This is a genomic window from Photobacterium piscicola, assembly GCF_900166965.1.
Lineage (GTDB): Bacteria > Pseudomonadota > Gammaproteobacteria > Enterobacterales > Vibrionaceae > Photobacterium > Photobacterium piscicola.
The window spans coordinates 1035934-1057702 of sequence record NZ_FUZI01000001.1; the positions used below are offsets into that span (position 1 = coordinate 1035934).

Genomic DNA, 21769 nt, shown 5'->3' on the forward strand with positions numbered 1-21769 from the left:
GAACGTAACTCATGAAAAAAAATATTTTAGCAATAATTATTGGTGCCACCATTTCATCATTTAGTTTTCAACTATGTGCTGCTGATAATCAAAATGAACTAAAAACATTATCCATTCAACAGATTCAAGGTAATGACGAATACTCTCCTGTTGACGGCATTGATGTTCCTAATAAACAACATGTATCCACTTACCGCTATAACGTTAAAGGGATTATTACTGCTATTCAGCAACACAATTTAGGTAAAGATCTGCAGCAAGGCTTTTTCATGCAAGCCATGACGGATAATAATCCTGCAACTTCTGATGGTATTTTTGTTCAAACAACAGCAATTAATAACTTAAAGGTAGGACAAGAGATAAACCTTACTGCCAGAGTTAGTGAAGATTATCATTGGACTAAATTAATTGATGTTGCAGACATCCAACTAAGTAAAGTTGATAATAAATTACCACCAGTAACCGTTTTAACATTTGATGATGCCAATAAATTTGATTTAGAACGTTACGAAGGAATGCTAGTACGCATTAATGAGAATTCAGATCTAAACGTCACGAAAAATTATGGTTTTGATTTTAATTCATATCGTAACAACATGTTACTTTCACATGGGACTGTAAACGTACACCCTAATCAAACACAAGCACCAACAACCTCTCATACATATCAGTCCAATGATTTATTAGTTATTGAGTCTTTTACCAAAGCTGCAAACGGTGATATTCCTTGGTACCCAACCTTTGGTAAAGATAACGGCACCGGAACAACTGATAATTATATTCGTATTGGTGATGTCGTTAATGGCTTAGAAGGTGTAATTGGTTATTCTTATGGTGATTACCGTTTCTATGTCACGAATAAAGCTGATACAAATACATTTATTCATACAAATGATAGAACCTACGCGCCAGAATTAAAACAAGGCGGTGATTTACGTATTGCTAGTTTTAATGTTCTGAATTACTTCAACTCTCCCTTTACAGGTGAAACTCAAAACCCGCTAAAACAAAATAGAGGGGCGACAACTCAAACCGAATTTGATCTTCAAAGCAGTAAAATAGCCAATGCCATTGTACGTATGAATGCTGATATTGTCGGTTTAATGGAAATTGAAAATAATGGCTTTCAATCGGATTCTGCCGTTAATGATCTCGTAACTAAAATTAATGATCGCATTAAAGATCCCACTGAGCATTATGCGTATGTAAAACCTAATAATGATGAAAAATTTGTTGGCGGTGATGCCATTTCAAGCCAAGTAATTTATAAACCAAGTAAAGTCACATTAGAGCAATACCGTATAATAAAAATGCCAGAGCAACATGCTCCTGAAGTTAAATATACCGATGAAAAAGGTAAACAAAAAATAGAAAGTGGTAGTAATCATCAACGTGATACTATTGCTCCAACCTTTAAAATCAAAGGTACAGATAAGACGTTAACCATCTCTGTTAACCATTTTAAATCCAAAGGTTCTACTTGCTGGGAAGATGTTAACACTGGAAAACAACTTGATGCAGATAAACAAGGCTCATGCGAAAACTTGCGGGTTGCTGCCGCAGAACATTTAGGTGAAATATTAGCTAAAATTCCAGGATCTAAAGTTATTATTGGCGATCTAAATTCGTACGCAAATGAAGATCCTGTAATAATATTAACTAATCGTAATAATGTACCTAAAGATCATACTATCAAAGCTGCAGGGTATACCTATATTGGTGGTAATCAAGAAACTGGAACACCATTATATGGACCAGAAGGTAAAGTGATTAATAAAAGTTATGGTTACACTAATATCATCCGTCAATTACATCCTGATTCATACAGCTTCTCATATCAAAATAATATTGGTACATTAGATTATATTCTATTATCACCGGATCTAAAAAGTAAGGTTATCGATGCTAAAGATTGGAATATTAATGCTGGAGAAACTACGTTATTAGAATATGCAGATAAAAATAATTGCAATAAAGGCACATGTTCTCCTCGTTATAAAGATATTTACCGAGCATCTGATCACGATCCGGCTGTCATGGATTTAAAAATTACAAAACCAGTAAAAGATGAAACAAAAGATAAACACTCAGGCGGTTCAACAGGTTTAATGGGACTAATCTCCTTATTTGGAATATTTCTATTAAGAAAAAAGAATAATAAATAACCAATATAAAAAGAGGCTGAGTAAGCCTCTTTTTTTTGGAAAGTAATATTACTGATAATTCTAATAATTATTGATTTCTTCATACTTGCAATGTGATGCTTATCATAAAATCAAATCCTACATAGTGATGTAATCATGCTTCGTCTATTTTAGGATACTAATTACATGCTGAGTTCTACAAAATCACTTTCAATATCATTAAATAAAGCATGGATAAAACCTTTTCTTTATAAATCTGATGTTGAAAAAAGAATTCGTTCCTGGTTTGAAAAGTATAAAACAACCTGTATTCTTGAAATTGAAATAAAAGAAAAAATAATTTCAAGCCCTAAAGTTAGAGTTACAATTGAATATAATAAAATATCAAAAGACACTCATATTGATAGTGAAAAATTAGCAAATATGATTGAAGATCAACTATTCGATTTCTTTGAATATAGAAATATAATAACAATTGATGAAATCATTAAAAAAATACCATTCGAAGACTCACCACAAGATTATTGTCATTCATTAATAATGAAATCATTAAAAAAAGAAATAATTATTGATGACCAATTTAATTTATTGGATCTTAATCATAAATATCCATCAGAATATGATTTACATCGCTTAACTGACTTAAAAGTTGAACGGTTATTATTTCTATCACATATTATAAAATACAATATCAATGTGCATAATGCGTTAGCTATTTAATACACTCAACCACCATCAAAAACAGACTAGCCTTCAACATTTTCTCATCTCGATGGTCGATATATCAAAGCCTCGTTATCATCAACGAGGTTATTCTACAACATACTGATAATCACTCCCCTATTACGCAAATTAAATACATCACTATTTTATTCAGACGTAAAAAAGCCAAATTCTAACGGCTTTCTTAAATTTGGCGGAGCTGATTTGGGTATTAGAGGATTTGAACCCGCTTTTATTACACCAATTAAATACATCGCTATTTTATTCAGACGCAAAAAAGCCAAATTCTAACGGCTTTCTTAAATTTGGCGGAGCTGATTTGGGTATTAGAGGATTTGAACCCGCTTTTATTACACCAATTAAATACATCGCTATTTTATTCAGACGCAAAAAAGCCAACATCTAAGTGTTGGCTTTTTAAGAATGTGGCGGAGAGATAGGGATTTGAACCCTAGATACGCTATAAACGTATGCTGGTTTTCAAGACCAGTGCTTTCAACCGCTCAGCCATCTCTCCATGCGGCGTATACTATAGCGGTCAGTATTATCTGTAAAGGTTTTATTCTATAAAGGAATTTAAGCGAGCGTTTATTACACTGATAATTGAATTTTAGCTGCTTTATCACTCCCTGCATATTACAGAAGGTTAGCTATAATTTAATTTAGCAGCCATTGTTACAATATTGATAAATAATAATATTACGATTTCAAGGAAGATCTCATGAATGTATTAGTTCTTGGTGGCACAGGTGGTATAGGGTTAGCGATCGTTCAACAATTGTTACTCATTAAACCACATGCAAACATCCATGCGACTTTTTTTCACCACCAGCCTCAATATCAACATTCACAGCTACATTGGCATCAATGTGATATTACACTTGAGAATCATATTAAAGCACTAGCAAAACAACTACCTCAACTTGATGTCGTGATCAATGCTGTTGGTATGCTCCATACAACTGAGCATCAACCTGAAAAGTCTATTCAACAATTTGATACGAATTTTTTCCAAACCAACATTCAAACGAATACACTACCTAGCTTATTAATTGCCAAACATTTTATGGCGGCATTAAAAACATCATCACGCAGTTATTTTGTGACTATTTCAGCCAAAGTTGGCAGTATTGAAGATAATAAATTAGGTGGCTGGATCAGTTATCGTAGCTCAAAAGCCGCACTTAATATGGCTATTAAAACTATTAGTATTGAATGGCGCACCAAACTTCCCCATTGTTGTGTTATTGCTTTTCACCCTGGCACAACCGCAAGCCAACTCTCAAAACCATTTCAACGTAATGTTGCGCCCCACAAGTTATTTACCCCCTCTTATACTGCACAATGCTTATTGAGCTTATTAGCACGACTCACACCACAAGAAACGGGGCAATTTTTAAGTTATGACGGTAACACCCTTCCTTGGTGATAGCTTTTAAGCATAAACAATACCGATAGAACACATTTTATATTATTATACATAATGTGAAATTCATCATAATATACAAGCTTATTAATGCTGTTATTTGCGTTTCTTAACCTCAATCAGTACCACTTATTCTCCTTGTTTATTGCGGTAGGTATAATGAAAAAACGTTCTGTTGGCTTTGCTATGACCATTTTAATTATTGGTAATTTGGTCGCTGTACTTTCTGATGCACTAATAAAAACCATGGGCAAAGATGCCGCAGTATTCCAATTTGTCTTTTTCCGCCAATTATCAGCGGTAGTGATCCTGCTTCCTTTTTGTTTACGCGCAACCAAACAAAGTTTTTTAGTCGGCTTAAAATGGCATTGTATGCGTGCTCATGTGTGGTTATTAGGCGCAATATTTATGGTTATTTCTTTAAATACGCTACCACTAGCGACAGCCAATGCTATTTTCTATGCTGCACCCTTGATCATGCTTCCGTTAGCCGTCATGGTTTACGGTGAAAAACTCAGTCGTTATTCTATTGCTGCGGGGATCATCGGTTTTGCCGGCGTGTTAGTTATTGTACGCCCAACAGACATTAGCTGGGCAGCATTAGCCGCGCTCGTGGTTGCATTCACGATTGCTGTAAATAACCTTTTTATTCGCAAATTACCAACCCAACAAAGCGTAGCCCAAACATTGTTACTCACAAACTTAATAGGTATGCCTGCATCACTCGCACTAGCATTATGGGAAAACAAACCATGGGATTGGTCACCTTTGATTACCGCCTCTGGTTCTAGTGCATTAATTTTAGTGTATGCCGCCACATGCGTAGTGGCTTATCGAGCAGCAGAAAGTAATAAAATCGCCAGTGCTGAATATAGCGGCTTAATTGGTGCCGTGATTGTCGGCTATTTCTTATTTAATGAAGTGCCAGATGTAACAACCTTAGTAGGAACAGTAATGATAATTGCGCCATTATTGTGGTTAGCTAAAGTTGAAAGAAAGCAGCATAAAAAAGATTCAATTCAAGCGATTGCTGTTAACGAATAATACAATCTTTCATTGCAGAACTTTCTGCATACAAAGGCTAAGACTCGGAATATGCTATTTTCAGCCACAAGTTATATGTGACTTTAACGTTACTTACATAGGATATCAGTAATGAAAAAAGCACTAAAAATTAATAACATTTATATCAATATGGAAACGATTGTAGCCTTTGATTTAAATTATAAAATAGATGGTCATCGTGCTCTTTATCTATTAACAAATAGCACTGAATTGCCTTTTTTAGAAATTGAAGAAAACGATATAGCAACCGATGATGATACTGACTATCAAGCTCAGAAAGTCATATCAAGTGAATATAACCGAATTAAGCGTGAGTTATGCGTTTATATGGGGATTGTTTTATAAATAAAAAAGCGATAGCCATTCGACTATCGCTTTTCATCTTGCATAATTTTAGATTACGATAAACTTAAACGAGTGCTTTATTAAATCCATCAAGGACGGCAACGGTATTATGGCCTAAGTCATCAACCGCGTAGCCCCCTTCAAAAACAAATAGTGTTGGAATATTTAATAAGCCAATCATCCAACCAATATTTTGATAATCATTACGCATCAATTTAAAGTAACTAATAGGATCATCGGCGAAGGTATCCATACCCAATGATATAACTAACGCTTCAGGTTTATAGTCTGCAATGCGAGTTAATGCTTGCGCTAATACTGGCTCATACACCGACCAATCAGTTGTATGTAGCGGTAATGGCAAGTTTAGATTAAAGCCTAGTCCCTCGCCTTCACCTTCTTCATCAGCAAAACCTAGATAATGTGGATAATCATAATCAGGATCGCCATGAATAGAAGCAAATAACACATCATTACGATGATAGAAAATACTTTGCGTACCATTGCCATGATGGTAATCAATATCCAGGACTGCAACTCGCTTCGCGCCTTGACGAATAAAGCTCTCTGCTGCAATAGCCGCATTATTAGCGTAGCAATAACCCCCCATCAAATCAGAAGCCGCATGATGACCAGGGGGACGACATAGCGCAAACGCGGCATGCTCACCTTGTTTAATTAAATCAACACCAGTTAGTGCACATTCAGTTGCAGCAACAATTGCTTTCCAAGATCCAGCAGTAATAGCAGCGGTCATATCAAAGCTGTAATACCCTAATCGACCTTCGATATCTTTTGGAATACGGTTACGTAAATGACGTGCAGGTGCAAAACAGTATGGCGACGCATCATGTACACCACCAAACGCTTCTACCCACTGATCCCAGCAGCTAGCAAGAAAATCAACATAATCATCAGTATGAACCCAACGCAGTGGCGCATCACCATAACTATTGGGTTCAACCATCGTAAAACCACCGTGGTTATTTAGCGCACTCAGCACCATGTCGGCACGTTCTGGTTTTTCAAAACACGGCGTCGCTTCACCATTTAAAAATTCAAAACGTACATGGTGCAAACGTTGTTTTTCAGTGTAGATAACTTTCATTATTTCTTTAACTCCATCCAGTAACGCTGGTAGAGTGCCGTCGCATCACCAACATCCGCTAGAAATTGACCTTTTTGCTTAATCGCTTTTGGTGGAAAGATAATCTCACTTTGACGAATAGTATCAGGAAGATTATTTAATGCTTCTAAATTAGGCGCAGCATAGCCAATTTCTGTGATAATTTTAGCTTGGTTCTCAGGCTTTAATAAGAAATTAATAAATTGGTAGGCCGCATCTTTATGCTGACTGGCAGCGGGAATAACCATGTTATCCATCCAGAAAATAGTACCTTCTTGAGGATAAGCAAATTTAAGTGCTGGATTTTCATTTTCAGCACGTACCGCAGTACCGTTCCATTGCATTCCAACTGACACTTCACCAGCAATATAAGGAATGTGTGGCGCATCTGAATTAAATACTGCCACATTTGGCATCAATGTTTTTAATGTTTCATAAGCTTGTTTAATTTCAGCTTCATTACGGCTATTAACACTATGACCATTCATAATCAATGCCATGCCAAACACATCGCGTGGATCGTCAGTTAATAACACGTTACCTTTAAATTCAGGCTTCCACAGATCTTTCCAGTGTGTGATCTGGTGGCTATCAATGCGATCACTATCATAACCTAATGCGGTACTCCCCCAAACATAAGGCAATGAATACTGATTATTGGGATCAAATGATTGATTTAAAATCGTGTTATCTAGTTTAGAAAATGCAGGGATCTTGCTATGATCTAATGTCGCTAATAAGCCTTCATCAGCCATTTTAGACACGTAATAAGTAGATGGGAAAACTAAATCATACCCTTTACCGTCGATCATTTTGATCTTGGTATACATCGTTTCATTACTTTCAAACGTTGAATAGTTAACCTTGATATCGGTTTCTTTCGTAAACTGTGTCAATAATTCTGTTGGTAGATATTCTGACCAATTATAAATATTTAATGTTGTGTCAGCGAGAGCAGGTTGAGCAACGAAAGAGCTAAGTAGAAGCGATGCAAGTAGATTCTTTTTAAACATTTCACCTATTACCAATATTCAAATAAAGCTCGAAATAAGCTTTCCCAGCTGACAATAACATAAATAAATTTAAGCAGTTATTTAGAAATTGTATGCAAATGCTACATAGATATGAGTTCAATAATATAAAAAAAAGACGCTAATGATTAATCAGTTAGCGTCTTATTAACTTAATTGCATGTGTTATTTGAGCTCAAGAATCTCACCCATCAAGGTTAGTTATTCTTATTCGCCTGCATTTGTTCTGCTTCTGCAATAAAATTCTTCGGGGGCGGTGTCCAACCACGTTCTGATTTAGTATGTTTATCAGTACGCTCTTGTTTCATGGCTTCACCTAGCGTTTGTTCTAATTGTCTAAACAGCTCGACATAAGAAGCATTAAAACGATCTTCTTCGGTACTATCACGCCATGTTTGATACAGCAACTCTTTACTCTTTGCTTCAGTCTCAACAAACATTTCTTTTTGCTGCTCTGCTCTAAACGGGTGTACACCGAGCTCTTTCAAAGCTTGTGCACCCATCGCTAATGCCGAACGGTAGGTCTCACTAATCACATAATCCGCACCAGCACAACGTAATGAGTAATGATGACCTCTATCATAAGCGCGCGCTAATACACGAACATGCGGGTAAGTCTGTTTAATATAATGAACTAACTCTGTCGCGCGTTCTTGATCGTCAATGGCCACAACAAACACTTTGGCATCTTCAATACCAGCGGTATGCAATAAATCATGTCGCGTCGCATCCCCAAAAAAGCTCTTAATATCAATTTGACGCATATTATCAATTTGAGTCACAGAGTGATCGAGTACCACGGTTTGCATGCCATTTGAGGTCAATAAGCGATTCACAATCTGACCAAATCGACCAATACCCGCAATGATGACTTTTCCTTGTTCATCAATTTCATCCGCTTCGCGTTCATTTTTAGCCGCACTAAATCGGGGTAAAATGACTTTATCAAATAATATAAATAACCCAGGGGTTAAGAACATCGACAATGCCACGACTAATGATAATGTCTGACCCAACTCAGCAGGTAATACATTGTTTTGGACGGTGTAGTTCAATAATACAAACCCAAATTCACCCGCTTGTGCCAAACTAAGTGCAAATAGCCATCTATCACTGCCTTTCACTTTAAAAACAAACGCTAATATTAGTAATACCAACGCTTTAATCAGCATTACACCCAGAGTTAATCCAATAATGGTACCAAACTGATCAAACAAAATACCAAAGTTAATCCCAGCGCCAACAGTAATAAAGAATAATCCCAGCAATAAGCCTTTAAACGGTTCAATATTCGATTCTAATTCGTGGCGAAATTCACTGTTTGCCAGTACTACACCCGCAAGGAACGTACCCAACGCTGGCGATAATCCAATTAAACTCATTAATGTGGCAATACCAATCACCAACATTAATGCTGTAGCTGTAAAAATCTCACGCAAACCAGACGCAGCAACAAAACGGAATAATGGCCGGCTAAGATAATGCCCACCAACAACAACTCCTGCAATGGCAAGGATCACCACAATGGCATATCCCCATCCGGGCAAACCTGCGACTAAACTCAGTTCTTCATGATGTTCAGCAGCGGTCGCCATGGTTGATTGTGCTTTTTCAACTAATTCAGGCAATGCCAATAGCGGAATTAATGCCAGCATCGGAATAACGGCAATATCTTGAAACAGTAACACTGAAAACGCACTTTTTCCGCCTTCAGTTTTACTTAACCCTTTTTCATTAAAGGTTTGCAATACAATCGCCGTTGATGACAATGAAAAGATCAAACCAATGGCTAAGGCATAAGTCCAACCAAGTCCTAATGCCATAGCGATTCCCATCACAACAGCCGCGGTCACCACAACTTGTAGTCCACCTAACCCCAATAAGCGATGGCGCATACCCCATAGCATTTTAGGTTCAAGCTCAAGACCAACGATAAAGAGCATCATCACCACCCCAAACTCAGCAAAGTGCTGAATAGTAGTGGTTTCACTGCCAACCAATCCAATTACAGGGCCAATAACGACACCGGCAATTAAATAGCCCAGCACAGAACCAAGCCCAAACCGTTTCGCAATCGGCACCGCAATCACAGCTGCGACTAAATAGATAAATGCTTGTAAAAATATTCCCGTCATAGCTACTCCGTGATCACAATATCAAGACTATGATTTAATTTTGATAATTTACTCGCAACGTCATAATCAAGCTTGTTCTCTGCTATTGCGATTAATACGCGACGCCAATTTTGTAGATGTTTGGTGATCCGTTGTTCTTCCGTAGCTGTGCCTGCACCAAATAACGCAAACGGAGCCAAAAACTCCATCCCCGTTAATTCAGCCATTTGTTCTAACGGCTGTAACAATTGTCGAATCGTAAAATGGTTAAAACCTTCTTTGCGATAACTTGATTCAGAGCCACCAGCAGTTAGCGCACAAAAGAATTTTTTACCTATTAATTCTTTACCTTCACTGCCATAAGCAAAACCATATTCCAACACCAGATCTTGCCATTCTTTTAATAACGATGGCGTGGAATACCAATACAATGGAAACATAAATACAATCACATCATGATCGCGTAACCGTTGCTGCTCTTTATCGATATCAATACGGAAATTGGGGTACTCTGCATATAAATCTACGGTAGTAACGTGATCAAAACCTTTAGATGCATTAAATAACGGTACATTGATTTCAGAACGGTTTTGTGACGGATGAGCAAATAGAATCAGCACTTTTTTTTGAGAAGCAGACATTATTTTCCTTATTATTGTTGTCTTATCATTGATAAATAGTACGCTAATAAAACATTATATTATAAAAATCTATCATGATTGCATATCAGCGATACTATTTAGACATACTACCGAATAAATCCTGCATTTTCATGAATTTTACTTGGCGGTAAACCAAAATACCGCTTAAATTCACGGCTAAACTGCGCAGGACTCTCATACCCCACCAGTCCCGCTGCAATATTAGCAGCCATACCTTGTTGTAAGATTAACGTCTTGGCATTATTTAACCGTATTTTCTTAATGTATTGCAGTGGTGGATCGGTCACGACCTGTTTAAACACTTTATGAAAAACAGACACACTCATTCCAGCCATTGCCGCTAACTCATGCACTTGTAATTTAGTATCATAATGCAATTGTACATAATCTATTACCGATGAAATTTTAGCTAACGCACTATCTTGTTCACAATATTGCGCTAATAAATACCCTTGATCGCCTTGCAGTAAATAATAAAACAACTGCCGAATCAGTGATGGACCAACAACCATCGCATCAAGAGGATCGTGCAATACTTCTAATAATTGCTCGACACTGCGATACATGCGTTCTGTCATCTTTGCGGTTGCCACACCACAACTGCCTTCATAATTAAATGGATATTGCTGCTCAGATTCAATCATGGTGACTAACTGACGAATAACAGTTAGATCAAAATCGATATTAATTCCAATCAATGGCTGTTGTTGTGAGGCAAAGGTCTCACAAACAATAGGATAAGGTGTCGTAACTAATAAGCATCGTTGTGGATCGTAATTAAATTGGTGTTGATTTAAATGACCAGTTTTGTGACCTTGAATAATAATAACAATACCTTGCTCATACATTTGTGGGCTATGTTTGTGATAACTATCAATTCTAAATAACCGTATTCCAGCAAGATTGGTGTCTACACGACCAGATTGATGCGCTAAGCCATAATACTCACATAACGAATAGGCCAAGGTAATTATGGATGTTGGTATGGTGGTCGGTTGGGATGCGGTTATCTTTGCAATGCTTCCACTTTTCATGGTTATCTACTCACAGAATCATTTCAGTCACCTTAGCAGACATTTACTATTAATAGCAGCAACAAAAGAGAAATAGGCAAGCATTAAAGAGAATTATGTATTAAGTAAATACGTATTATCCCCTAGACTGGAGACATCTAAGGTACTCAGTATCTGATAACTAAAATCATTATAATAATCAGCTCAGCTTGCTGTTCTAAGGAAAATAAAATGGATAAGTTTACCTATCAAAGCCCTACAAAAATTCATTTTGGTGAAGGTCAAATTGCTGAAATTGCCAATGACATTCCGAAAGATAAGAAAATCTTAGTTATCTACGGTGGCGGCTCAATTAAAAATAACGGCGTCTATGAACAAGTTGCCGCAGCACTAACAGGCTTTAATTGGAGTGAGTTTTCAGGCATCGAGCCAAATCCACAATATGGCACCCTAATGCAAGCCGTTGCTAAAGTGAAAGCAGAAGGCTATGACTTCTTATTAGCTGTTGGTGGTGGTTCAGTTGTTGATGGCACTAAATTCATTGCCGCAGCAGCATGTTATGAAGGCGCAGATCCATGGGAAATTTTGCATGATCAAGCACCAATAACAGCTGCGTTACCTATCGGTTGTGTATTGACATTACCAGCAACAGGCTCTGAAACTAATGGCGGTGCTGTGGTTTCTCGTGGTCACGATAAGCTGTTCTTTGGCTCAGCATTAGTGAAGCCTACGTTTGCTATCTTAGATCCACAAACCACATTAAGCCTATCACCTCGCCAAGTGTCTAATGGTGTTGTAGATGCTTTTGTTCATACCATGGAACAATACTTAACTTTCCCTGTGAATGCTAAAGTTCAAGATCGTTTTGCTGAAGGTCTATTGTTAACGCTTATCGAAGAAGGCCCGAAAGCACTAGCAACTCCAGATGATATCGCGGTTCGTGCCAATATCATGTGGTCTGCAACGCAAGCGTTGAATGGCTTAATTGGTGTGGGTGTTCCACAAGATTGGGCTACACATATGATTGGCCATGAACTTACTGGTAACTACAGTATCGATCATGCCCGTACATTAAGCATCGTGCTACCTGCGGTAATGCAAGTTTGTCGTAAAGAGAAACAAGCAAAATTAGTTCAATATGCAGAACGCGTATTTGGTATTACTAACGGCACAACTGACGAGCGTATTGATGCAGCAATCGCACGCACGATTGCTTTCTTTAAAGAAATGGACGTTCCAACCTCACTGGCTGATGTTGAACTAGGCACTGCTGATATTGATGTATTAGTTGCTAGCCTTGAAAAACATGGCAGAACAGCACTAGGTGAACAAGGAAAACTAACGATTGCAGACAGCCGCAAGATTTTAGAAACCGCGCTGTAGTCATTACCCAATATTATTACCATAAATAAACCATAAATAAAAAGGCTAGGTATTTTATATCTAGCCTTTTTATTGGGAACTTCAATATTATGTACCTTTTACTAACGGTTAGTGATAGAAGATATCAGCGGTTAAATTTACTGACAGGCAAAGCACTGCAATATCTTTAATTTGAAAACTATTACCATGTTCAATTAATTGCCCTTCATCTTTTAAACGTTTAATCGTTCTTGATAATGTCTCAGGGGTCATACCTAATTGCGTAGCTAATAATTTTTTTGTTATCGATAAGCTGATTTTATTATCTTTGGTTGATTGCTTTTTATATATCTCAGCCAGTTTCATCACAAACCGTTGATTCGCATTTACTTGCGTTAAAATATTAACCTCATTGACTAAACTATGAATTTTATTGGTCATATACTCCATAACGCTGACAGCAAGCTCTGGTGTTTGAGAGACTATTTTTTTTATATCAGTATGTTTATATATCGCTAAAACAGAATCTTGCTCTACCCTTGCCGTCATTGGGTATTGACGAGGTGACATAAACATCGCCATTTCAGCAATCACATCACCCGCAAGAAAAACATTGAATACCTTCTCTTCGCCATTAGGCATTAATCGATAAAGTGTCACTTTCCCTTTTTCAATTACGTACATACGATTAGCTTCTTTGCCTTGATGAAACAGTATCGTACCAGCCTGATAAAATCTTTTCTCTTGCAGTAATGCCAACGAGGCAAGTTGTGTTTTACTCATTAAAGAGATAATGGAAAAGTTCATCTTACCGTCCTCTACTTGATAATTATCAAGATGCATTTTAAATGCATCATTGTATGATAATGATTATCATTTTAGATTCAAGCTTAGAAAGGAACTTTTTATGGATGACATTAGTGTAACTTTTCGCTGGATAAGTTTTATCTCAATACTTCTACTTTTTGTTCCTATTCTTTTTCATTAGGATACTAAAAATATGCCGAATAAACTTATGATGCCAGGTGAAAACCAACAACCTGAAAAACGACCAGGCCATTGGTTACTTGCGCAAATAGGAAAAACAGTACTCCGCCCAGGTGGACTATATCTCACCAATAAAATGCTCACTCAACTTAATATTACGACAAGTGATGATGTTATCGAATTTGCGCCAGGGGTTGGATTAACGGCACAAATAACGCTAACGAAGCGACCTAAAACTTACATCGCAGTAGAGCAAAATGAGCAAGCAGCAGAAATTGTCCGTTCTTATCTCAATGGCGATCATCAAACCTGCCATATTAATAGCGCACAAGAGACTCAATTGGGCTCAGAAATTGCTTCAATTGTATATTGTGAAGCAATGTTAACCATGCAAACAAGTACCCGTAAAAAGCAGATTATTGAGGAAGCCAATCGACTATTAAAAACTAATGGCCGCTTTGGTATTCATGAAATGTGCATCATTCCCAGTGATATTGATAGTAACAAACAGCGTTATATTCAAAAAGTATTAACAGAAACTATTCAACATCCAGCGAAGCCACTTACTCCGAAAGAATGGGGGCAGCTTCTTAATGAGTGTGGCTTTGAAATAGAATATGAAGCGATTGCTCCGATGCATTTATTGGAGCCGGCTAGAATGCTGCAAGATGAAGGGGTTATTGGGTGTTTTAAGATTTTTAAAAATTTAGCCACAAAGCCTGATGTCAGAAAACGGGTTTTAAATATGCGAAATGTTTTTCGACAGCATAGTGATAACTTAGCAGCCATTACTTTTGTAGTTAAAAAGAAGCCATTAATTTAAATATATAGTTAAAAAAAGCCCCCCTATCATTGAATAAATAATAGGGGTTTTATTTAATATATTACTATTTAAGCAACTGCGAATTAAGCGGTGGTTTTAAAACATTGGCGGGTGACATCACCCCAGTATTCATCGTGATAAATGTCTTCAACAAATACTTCATTGGTGTAACTACCAATCGCGCGTCGCCAAAAAGCAATCGCATTATCAGCGCCTGCAATCTGCTTGCTTTGCCATAGACCCGGCATCATATCAAATAGCGTATGGGCAAAACGTTGACCAGCTTTGTTCTTACGAAATACGGGTACAACGTAAAAATCACACACTTCGTAATGATCAACACTCTCGTTAGCAATAGCAGCTAATCCTGCGGGTTTACCTTCGATATACAATAAATAGCCAGTGACATTACCCTCAATTGGAGTGTCTAAAGCAAACTTACCCTCATCATCAGGCATTTTCTTCGTTAACGGTGAAAATTCAGCTTCATAAGCTTGAGTTAAATTTAAATAGATCGCTAGATTGCTGGTATTAACTTTTACTAATTCCACTGTGTATCCTTTTTTGTTGGTAAATCCTCGTCATAGAATACCGCATATAACAAAATCAAACAGCTTCATCTGCTCACGTCATAACACATCTGATCAATTAACATTCATATTCATCAAGTTCCTGATGCTTTATTTATTTAGTGACACACATCAAAAGCAAAAGCACAAAAACAACAAAACGAAAGATTTATATTTTCGAATAACTTCGAATTGTGACTTGAAATACAAAATATGATTTAAAAACATGTTTTCATAAAAATAAGAAAGAAAGTGAAAACCAAAATAACAGAGGTCTATATATGCCAAATATAGTGTTAAGTCGTATCGATGAACGTTTAGTTCATGGTCAAGTGGGTGTGCAATGGGTTGGATTCGCTGACGCAAATATTGTTGTTGTTGCCAATGATGAGGTTGCCAATGATGAAATACAGCAAAATCTGATGGAAATGGTTATTGCTGATGGTATCAGTATTCGATTCTGGACCCTTCAAAAAACAATTGAAACCATTCATAAAGCTAACGATAAACAAAGGATTTTACTTGTTTGTAAAACACCAACAGATTTTCAGCATCTTATTGAAGGTGGTGTACCCATTGCTGCGATTAATGTCGGCAATATGCATTACTGTGCCAATAAAAATCAAATAGCGAAAACAGTCTCGGTTGATAGCGATGATATTGCCGCGTTTCATTACCTTAAAGATCATCAAATTGCATGTTATATCCAAGGTGTTCCAACAGAAACAGCAACGGATATTTTTACTCTACTGTAAAAGGATAACGTCATGGAAATAGGATTTCTACAAGCAGTACTACTCGGTATTCTGGCCTTTTTCGCAGGGCTAGATTTATTTAATGGCTTAACACACTTTCACCGTCCCGTTGTTCTTGGGCCTCTTGTCGGACTGATACTTGGCGATCTTCAAACAGGTATTTTAGTTGGCGGTACTTTAGAACTGATTTGGATGGGATTAGCCCCACTCGCAGGCGCGCAACCACCAAATGTCATCATTGGTACTATCGTGGGCACAGCTTTTGCTATTACAACAAAGGTTGAACCCAATGTGGCCGTTGGTGTAGCAGTGCCTTTCGCGGTTGCCGTACAAATGGGAATCACTTTACTGTTCTCAGCAATGTCTGCCGTGATGTCAAAATGTGATCAGATGGCAGGAAATGCAGATACTAAAGGAATTGAAACTGTTAACTATTTAGCATTATTAGTGCTTGGGTCTTTCTATTTCCTATGTGCATTTTTACCTGTGTACTTTGGTGCTGAACATGCGGGAACTATGGTGCAAATGCTACCTCAACAACTGATTGATGGTTTAGGCGTTGCAGGAGGCATCATGCCTGCGGTTGGTTTTGCAGTATTGATGAAGATCATGATGAAAAATATTTACATTCCTTATTTCATCCTTGGATTCGTTGCCGCAGCTTGGCTACAACTGCCTATTTTAGCCATTGCCTCTGCCGCAACAGCGATGGCAATTATTGACTTCATGCGTAAACCCGAACCAGCACAACAAACTAAACCACAAGAGGATTGCGAAGATGGTATCTAATGCTCACACTCACCCTGCAACTTCTATTCCTGCCGAAAACCCTGATGTACGTCCAGCACCTGGTATTGGTGAAGATGAATACGAAGATAAAAGCACAGGCGCAGAACTCACCTCTGCTGATATAAACCGTATGGCATGGCGTTCAATGCTACTCCAAGCATCATTTAATTATGAACGTATGCAAGCTTCTGGTTGGCTATATGGCTTATTGCCCGGTCTATCTAAAATTCATACCAATAAAGCTGACTTAGCCAAATCAATGAAAGGTCATATGGGGTTTTTCAATACTCACCCATTTTTAGTGACATTCGTCATGGGTATTATTTTGGCAATGGAGCGTTCAAAACAAAACGTTAACAGTATCCAAAGCACGAAAATAGCCGTTGGCGCACCGATGGGAGGTATTGGTGACGCTATGTTCTGGTTAACTTTATTGCCTATTTGTGCAGGTATTGGTGCCGATCTCGCTTTGCAAGGCTCAATCATGGGGGCTGTTGTATTCTTATTGTTATTCAATAGCGTACATTTTGGATTACGGTTTGGACTCGCTCACTATGCTTACAAAATGGGGGTGGCTGCAATTCCAATGATCAAAGCAAATACTAAAAAAGTAGGTCATGCTGCCTCTATTGTCGGAATGACCGTTATTGGTGCATTGGTTGCCACTTATGTTCGTCTATCAACAACTGCTGAAATTGAAGCTGGCGATGCCGTTGTGAAATTACAGGCAGATGTACTGGATAAGTTAATGCCTGCATTTTTACCTTTGCTATACACCTTACTTATGTATGCCTTAGTCAAACGGGGTTGGAGTCCATTAAAACTTATTGGTGTAACAGTTGTAATAAGCATAGCTGGTCGTTTTAGTGGCATACTTTAAGGAATAAACCATGATATCTATAATTATTACAGGCCACGGCGCTTTTGCATCCGGTATGGAACAAGCCTTAAAGCAAATCATTGGTCATCAGCCTCAACTTATCTGTATCAATTTTTCAGAATCCATGAGCACTGCACAATTAGATAAAGAAATAAAAATAGCACTCAGCCAATTACCACTCGATGATGGCGTTGTTTTTATGACAGATCTATTGGGAGGCACGCCTTTTAGATGTGCATCACTTCTCAGTCAGCATAATGAAAAGATAAAAGTATTAACGGGCACGAATCTACAAATGGCAGCAGAAATGCTACTTGAGCGAGATGAATATACTTTAACTGATTTTTGCCAACAAGCATTAGCATCAGCACATAGAGGAATAACAAGTTTAGATGAACAATTTCAGCAACAAAAGAAACCCAAATTAATTCCTGAAGAAGATGGTATCTAAAAACATTAAAAAAAGCACCGATAATTCGGTGCTTTTTTATAGTGACGGTCTGCTCTAAAATATATTTACTTCGTTTCCGGTAATAATTTGGTTTTAACTTGCTGAGATTTAGTTCCCGTCGCCTTCATAAACTGCGCTTTAAGATTATAACTGATGGTATTGGCGCGAATAATATTCCCATCTTGGGTTATTTTAGCGTTTTTCTTTAATACCATCATGCTATCAGAAGGGGTATAGATGCCATAACTCGATTCACCATTAATGACTTTGCCATCTTTCATTACACGTTTGAAGTGAGCAGGCTTGCCATACACTTCAATCGTTTTTAATTCTTTAGTTTTCGCATTAAGTTTAATCACCGCTTTATCTGCTTTAATGGTGATGCCACCTTGAACAATATCTACTTTGCCGATTAGTGTTGTCGTATTATTTTCAACATCAACATCTTGAGTAACAGATGATAATTGGATAGGTAGTGCTGTTTCTGCCGTAGCAGCCAAAACAGAGGTACTCAAAAGTAAGAGTAAAGTCGCAGTAAATAGCTTTTTCTTCATTATTTATTATTCTCATCATGTGATGCTAATTTTGCCACGATAATACCAAGGAATTAAAGACGCTATTGCTTCTCTTCTTACGCACTTAAAATATATCGCTCTTTTTATATTCTAACTTATTTTTACAGTTTTATCTTAAAGCTATTTGTTTGTTTCACTTCATGCCTTATCGCTAAATATATATTCCATATAATCAATACGTTATAAATACACATCAAATTATTGTTGCACATACAACAAAATAAGATTAAATTACATCTATTATTGTTGTATAGGTTACAAAAAAATGAAAGAAAAATTTTATCAATACCTTATTTATAGCGTACTCACTATCATTGCGTGTTTTTCCCTCTTTTTATTGATTAGTGATAACATTGCGCCCTTTACCACTCAATCAACTTTATACCGTGCTGTTGCCAATATTTCACCGCAAGTTTCTGGTGTGATCACCAATGTGGCGGTTAAAAATGGCCAAACAATCGATAAAGGAGAGCTACTATTTAACATTGATCCTACCCCCTATGCACTTAAGGTGCGTCAGGCTCAAGCAGATTTAGCCCAAGCAGATCAAAACTATTCCGCACAAACACAGCAATTAGTCACTGCAAATCAGCTGTTAAAACAACGTCAATTACAATCACATAATGCCGCTATTTCACTCACTAGATTTCAGCAATTAATTAATAAAGGCTTGGTGACTCATCAACAATTTGATGACATACAAACACAAGCAGCAGTTGCAAATAGTGCTTATCAAGGTGCTAAAGCTGATGTACTACGCATAAAAGCCCTGCTTAATGGCAAATCTAACAATGCTGCAGTTAAATTAGCTCAGGCTAAGCTAGCTCAAGCTCAATTAGATTTAGCACATACCCATGTGATCGCCCAAACCACAGGCACAATCACCAACCTACAACTACAGGTGGGAAGCTATATTAATCAAGGTACGCCTGCTCTGTTTATCGTTAATGAAAACAATGTCTGGTTAAGCGCCGATTTTAATGAAAAAGGAATGACCCAATTACAACCTCAACATATGGTTTATATTGCGTTTGACGCCATTCCAGGCAAAGTATTCAAAGGTGAGATAAGCAGTCAAGATCGGGCTGAATTTGATGCTGAAAACCCCAATAACCAACTATCAACAGTAGCAAATGATAAAAATTGGATCCGTGAATTACAAAAAATTCGCACTCGTATTACGGTTAATGATCTTGATCCTGCTTTAATTTCAGGTGCCAGGGCCAGTGTTATTGTTCAAAGCAGTAACCCAATTATCAATACAATAGCGCAAATATGGATCAAGCTAGTCGCTATTTTTCACTATATTTATTAGTGAGTAAGGCATATGACATTTAATAAAAGTGATACCAATAATGCGTTACGAATTGCGTTAACCATCACCTTTTGTATGCTAATAGGTAAATTAGCCAATTTTAATTCGCCAGTTTATTTTGCACTTTATCCAACACTGTTAATGACCAAAGGGCGTCAATTTTCATGGGTTGGTATTGGCCGAATGTTCTTACCTACGTTTATCGCCGCTAGCACAGCGTTAATTGTTAGTAACTTATTTTATAACCATCCTTTTATTATTTGGACGATCAGCTTATTTTTCTTTGATTTTATGCGGCGTCGAGCCAATACGCCTGCAAAATTAAATCAATTATTAATGCCAACGTTTAATTGGATTTTAATCATTATTTTTGCTCAACATACTGATATGAATATGGCAATGAGGATCCATGAAATATTATTAGCAATGATCATTACCGCTGTAATAGCAAAAATAATGATAAGGCTATTTCCTATCACGGCCCAACAACCACCATTAACTCCTATGCCCATGTTTAATGTCAGTTATCGACACCGATTTATCACATTAACTTTACTGGGGATCAGCGTTGCGTTTCTTATGATCGTTGACTTAATTTCAGCCACATTTTGCCTAGTACCCGTTATTGCTGCGGTTACACAGTTAAACCGAACTAACTATGTAAAAACGGTAAAATTACGTTTTATCACTCAAATTGGAGGTTGTGTGATTGCTCTGATTTTTTCAGTTTTGATGATGGGACATCAAACCATTATTCCTTACTACGCTTTTATTCTTGGGGGGTTGATATTTGTTCTAGCATTGATGATGACTATAACTAACGGTATTGCGCGTGACATTCATGCTGATACCATTTTAGCGACAGTATTACCGATCCAACTCTATTTAGGAAATAATAGCTTTAATTTGAACAGTACCTTTCTACGCGGGTGGGAACTGGCGGTAACTTTAGGTATATTGTTTTTAATCCATTTCTTAAGTTCGACCAAGAGATCCTAATGAATTCTGTTATTACTAATATACCTGAATTGGATAGTAGCCTAAGTTTTACCATTGGAATTACTTACAAACAATTTAGAACCATTGCTAATCAATCACTTAATTCAAAATTTGATATCACTTTAGAAATGCTAGGTGCATTACGAGTATTAGATCATTTAGGTGAAATACCTCAACAGACCGTCGCAGAAGCATTACAACGAGAGCGATCAGTAACAAAACGTTTAATCGATAACTGCATTAAACGAGACTTAGTTGAAGCAAAGAAAAGTGTCGATAATAAAAAAGCACGGTACTTGGTGCTTACTCCTAAGGGATTAACGGTCAAGCAGCAAGCTGATATTGTCATTAAAGCCATTACACTTGATTTTTATGCTCCCCTTAATGCACAAGAATGTGAACAGTTATTATCTCTTTGCCGTCGACTAGTAAAACCTGATTTTATTTTAGGCAATGACAATTAATCTACCTAATAAAGCAATGAGCTGTTAGTACTCTATAGTTAACAGCTCAATACTCTTCAAATAATGCCCATATCTTCACCTAGATTCATTAATAGCTCTATGTTATAACATAACAAGAATATTGCTATTTACCAGAATTATTGTCACTCAT

The 21769-nt window shown here is 37.2% G+C and carries 23 protein-coding genes and 1 tRNA gene; 15 read left to right on the forward strand and 9 right to left on the reverse strand.

From position 1 onward, the window contains the following. Positions 1 to 11 precede the first annotated feature (11 nt). From CZ809_RS04940 to CZ809_RS04950, 3 genes are all read left to right on the forward strand, one after another. Positions 12 to 2165 carry an ExeM/NucH family extracellular endonuclease gene (locus tag CZ809_RS04940; protein WP_080156269.1) on the forward strand — a complete coding sequence of 718 codons (2154 nt, stop codon included), beginning with the start codon at positions 12 to 14 and terminating at the stop codon, positions 2163 to 2165. A 165-nt stretch (positions 2166 to 2330) separates the two neighbouring features. After that, entirely contained in the window at positions 2331 to 2864 is a 534-nt protein-coding gene (locus CZ809_RS04945; RefSeq protein ID WP_080156270.1) for a hypothetical protein, read from the forward strand. Between the two features lie 193 nt (positions 2865 to 3057). Further along, a complete protein-coding gene (locus CZ809_RS04950) occupies positions 3058 to 3273 on the forward strand; it encodes a hypothetical protein (protein ID WP_080156271.1) in 216 nt (71 codons plus the stop codon). Between the two features lie 20 nt (positions 3274 to 3293). Here the strand turns inward: CZ809_RS04950 and CZ809_RS04955 are convergent. Continuing rightward, positions 3294 to 3384, reverse strand: a tRNA-Ser gene (locus tag CZ809_RS04955). Positions 3385 to 3588: 204 nt separating this feature from the next. Here CZ809_RS04955 and CZ809_RS04960 point away from each other — a divergent pair. The 3 genes from CZ809_RS04960 to CZ809_RS04970 all read left to right on the forward strand — a co-directional run bounded on the left by CZ809_RS04960 (position 3589) and on the right by CZ809_RS04970 (position 5703). Beyond that, entirely contained in the window at positions 3589 to 4296 is a 708-nt protein-coding gene (locus tag CZ809_RS04960) for an SDR family oxidoreductase (RefSeq protein WP_080156272.1), read from the forward strand. A 156-nt stretch (positions 4297 to 4452) separates the two neighbouring features. Beyond that, positions 4453 to 5337, forward strand: a complete 885-nt coding sequence (locus CZ809_RS04965) for a DMT family transporter (RefSeq protein WP_080156273.1) — start codon at positions 4453 to 4455, stop codon at positions 5335 to 5337. Between the two features lie 111 nt (positions 5338 to 5448). Then, the gene (locus CZ809_RS04970) at positions 5449 to 5703 is read left to right on the forward strand and encodes a hypothetical protein (RefSeq protein WP_080156274.1); all 255 of its coding nucleotides are present in this window, start codon (positions 5449 to 5451) and stop codon (positions 5701 to 5703) included. 64 nt (positions 5704 to 5767) lie between these two features. Here CZ809_RS04970 and CZ809_RS04975 read toward each other — a convergent pair whose 3' ends face one another. The 5 genes from CZ809_RS04975 to CZ809_RS04995 all read right to left on the reverse strand — a co-directional run bounded on the left by CZ809_RS04975 (position 5768) and on the right by CZ809_RS04995 (position 11670). After that, the gene (locus CZ809_RS04975; protein ID WP_080156275.1) at positions 5768 to 6811 is read right to left on the reverse strand and encodes a histone deacetylase family protein; all 1044 of its coding nucleotides are present in this window, start codon (positions 6809 to 6811) and stop codon (positions 5768 to 5770) included. Then, a complete protein-coding gene (locus CZ809_RS04980) occupies positions 6811 to 7842 on the reverse strand; it encodes a polyamine ABC transporter substrate-binding protein (protein ID WP_080156276.1) in 1032 nt (343 codons plus the stop codon). Before CZ809_RS04980 ends, CZ809_RS04975 begins: the two co-directional genes overlap by 1 nt. 215 nt (positions 7843 to 8057) lie before the next feature. Continuing rightward, a complete protein-coding gene (locus tag CZ809_RS04985) occupies positions 8058 to 9995 on the reverse strand; it encodes a monovalent cation:proton antiporter-2 (CPA2) family protein (protein WP_080156277.1) in 1938 nt (645 codons plus the stop codon). Between the two features lie 2 nt (positions 9996 to 9997). Then, positions 9998 to 10615 (reverse strand): NAD(P)H-dependent oxidoreductase, encoded by a 618-nt coding sequence (locus CZ809_RS04990; protein ID WP_080156278.1) that lies wholly within the window; start codon positions 10613 to 10615, stop codon positions 9998 to 10000. A 107-nt stretch (positions 10616 to 10722) separates the two neighbouring features. Then, positions 10723 to 11670 carry an AraC family transcriptional regulator gene (locus tag CZ809_RS04995; protein ID WP_080156279.1) on the reverse strand — a complete coding sequence of 316 codons (948 nt, stop codon included), beginning with the start codon at positions 11668 to 11670 and terminating at the stop codon, positions 10723 to 10725. Positions 11671 to 11880: 210 nt separating this feature from the next. Between CZ809_RS04995 and CZ809_RS05000 the strand changes: the two genes are divergently transcribed. After that, positions 11881 to 13032 (forward strand): iron-containing alcohol dehydrogenase, encoded by a 1152-nt coding sequence (locus CZ809_RS05000; protein WP_080156280.1) that lies wholly within the window; start codon positions 11881 to 11883, stop codon positions 13030 to 13032. 108 nt (positions 13033 to 13140) lie between these two features. Here the strand turns inward: CZ809_RS05000 and CZ809_RS05005 are convergent, their stop codons facing one another. Continuing rightward, on the reverse strand, positions 13141 to 13818 hold the full coding sequence (locus tag CZ809_RS05005; protein WP_080156572.1) for a Crp/Fnr family transcriptional regulator: 678 nt from the start codon (positions 13816 to 13818) through the stop codon (positions 13141 to 13143). Positions 13819 to 14011: 193 nt separating this feature from the next. Between CZ809_RS05005 and CZ809_RS05010 the strand changes: the two genes are divergently transcribed. Further along, positions 14012 to 14821, forward strand: coding sequence for a methyltransferase domain-containing protein (locus tag CZ809_RS05010; RefSeq protein ID WP_080156281.1), 810 nt, complete (start codon positions 14012 to 14014; stop codon positions 14819 to 14821). 83 nt (positions 14822 to 14904) lie between these two features. Here CZ809_RS05010 and CZ809_RS05015 read toward each other — a convergent pair whose 3' ends face one another. Further along, a complete protein-coding gene (locus CZ809_RS05015) occupies positions 14905 to 15372 on the reverse strand; it encodes a GNAT family N-acetyltransferase (RefSeq protein ID WP_080156282.1) in 468 nt (155 codons plus the stop codon). 299 nt (positions 15373 to 15671) lie between these two features. On the opposite strand from CZ809_RS05015, the gene agaV reads away from it, so the two are divergent. From agaV to agaF, 4 genes are read left to right on the forward strand one after another with little or no spacing between them, the layout of a single operon-like run. Beyond that, complete coding sequence (gene agaV, locus CZ809_RS05020) at positions 15672 to 16145, forward strand: PTS N-acetylgalactosamine transporter subunit IIB (protein WP_080156283.1); 474 nt, start codon at positions 15672 to 15674, stop codon at positions 16143 to 16145. A gap of 12 nt (positions 16146 to 16157) precedes the next feature. Next, positions 16158 to 16934, forward strand: coding sequence for a PTS N-acetylgalactosamine transporter subunit IIC (agaW, locus tag CZ809_RS05025; RefSeq protein WP_080156284.1), 777 nt, complete (start codon positions 16158 to 16160; stop codon positions 16932 to 16934). After that, entirely contained in the window at positions 16924 to 17814 is an 891-nt protein-coding gene (gene agaE, locus CZ809_RS05030) for a PTS N-acetylgalactosamine transporter subunit IID (RefSeq protein WP_080156285.1), read from the forward strand. The genes agaW and agaE overlap by 11 nt, the downstream gene beginning before the upstream one ends. Positions 17815 to 17824: 10 nt before the next feature. Then, a complete protein-coding gene (gene agaF / locus CZ809_RS05035) occupies positions 17825 to 18265 on the forward strand; it encodes a PTS galactosamine/N-acetylgalactosamine transporter subunit IIA (RefSeq protein ID WP_080156286.1) in 441 nt (146 codons plus the stop codon). A gap of 65 nt (positions 18266 to 18330) precedes the next feature. On the opposite strand, the gene lptA is transcribed toward agaF, so the two are convergent. Next, on the reverse strand, positions 18331 to 18819 hold the full coding sequence (lptA, locus tag CZ809_RS05040) for a lipopolysaccharide transport periplasmic protein LptA (RefSeq protein WP_080156287.1): 489 nt from the start codon (positions 18817 to 18819) through the stop codon (positions 18331 to 18333). A 286-nt stretch (positions 18820 to 19105) separates the two neighbouring features. On the opposite strand from lptA, the gene CZ809_RS05045 reads away from it, so the two are divergent. The 3 genes from CZ809_RS05045 to CZ809_RS05055 are packed head-to-tail and all read left to right on the forward strand — an operon-like array spanning position 19106 to position 21618. After that, positions 19106 to 20155, forward strand: coding sequence for an HlyD family secretion protein (locus tag CZ809_RS05045; protein ID WP_080156288.1), 1050 nt, complete (start codon positions 19106 to 19108; stop codon positions 20153 to 20155). Positions 20156 to 20167: 12 nt separating this feature from the next. After that, on the forward strand, positions 20168 to 21154 hold the full coding sequence (locus tag CZ809_RS05050; RefSeq protein ID WP_080156289.1) for a DUF2955 domain-containing protein: 987 nt from the start codon (positions 20168 to 20170) through the stop codon (positions 21152 to 21154). Further along, on the forward strand, positions 21154 to 21618 hold the full coding sequence (locus tag CZ809_RS05055; RefSeq protein WP_080156290.1) for a MarR family winged helix-turn-helix transcriptional regulator: 465 nt from the start codon (positions 21154 to 21156) through the stop codon (positions 21616 to 21618). Before CZ809_RS05050 ends, CZ809_RS05055 begins: the two co-directional genes overlap by 1 nt. Positions 21619 to 21769 lie beyond the last annotated feature (151 nt).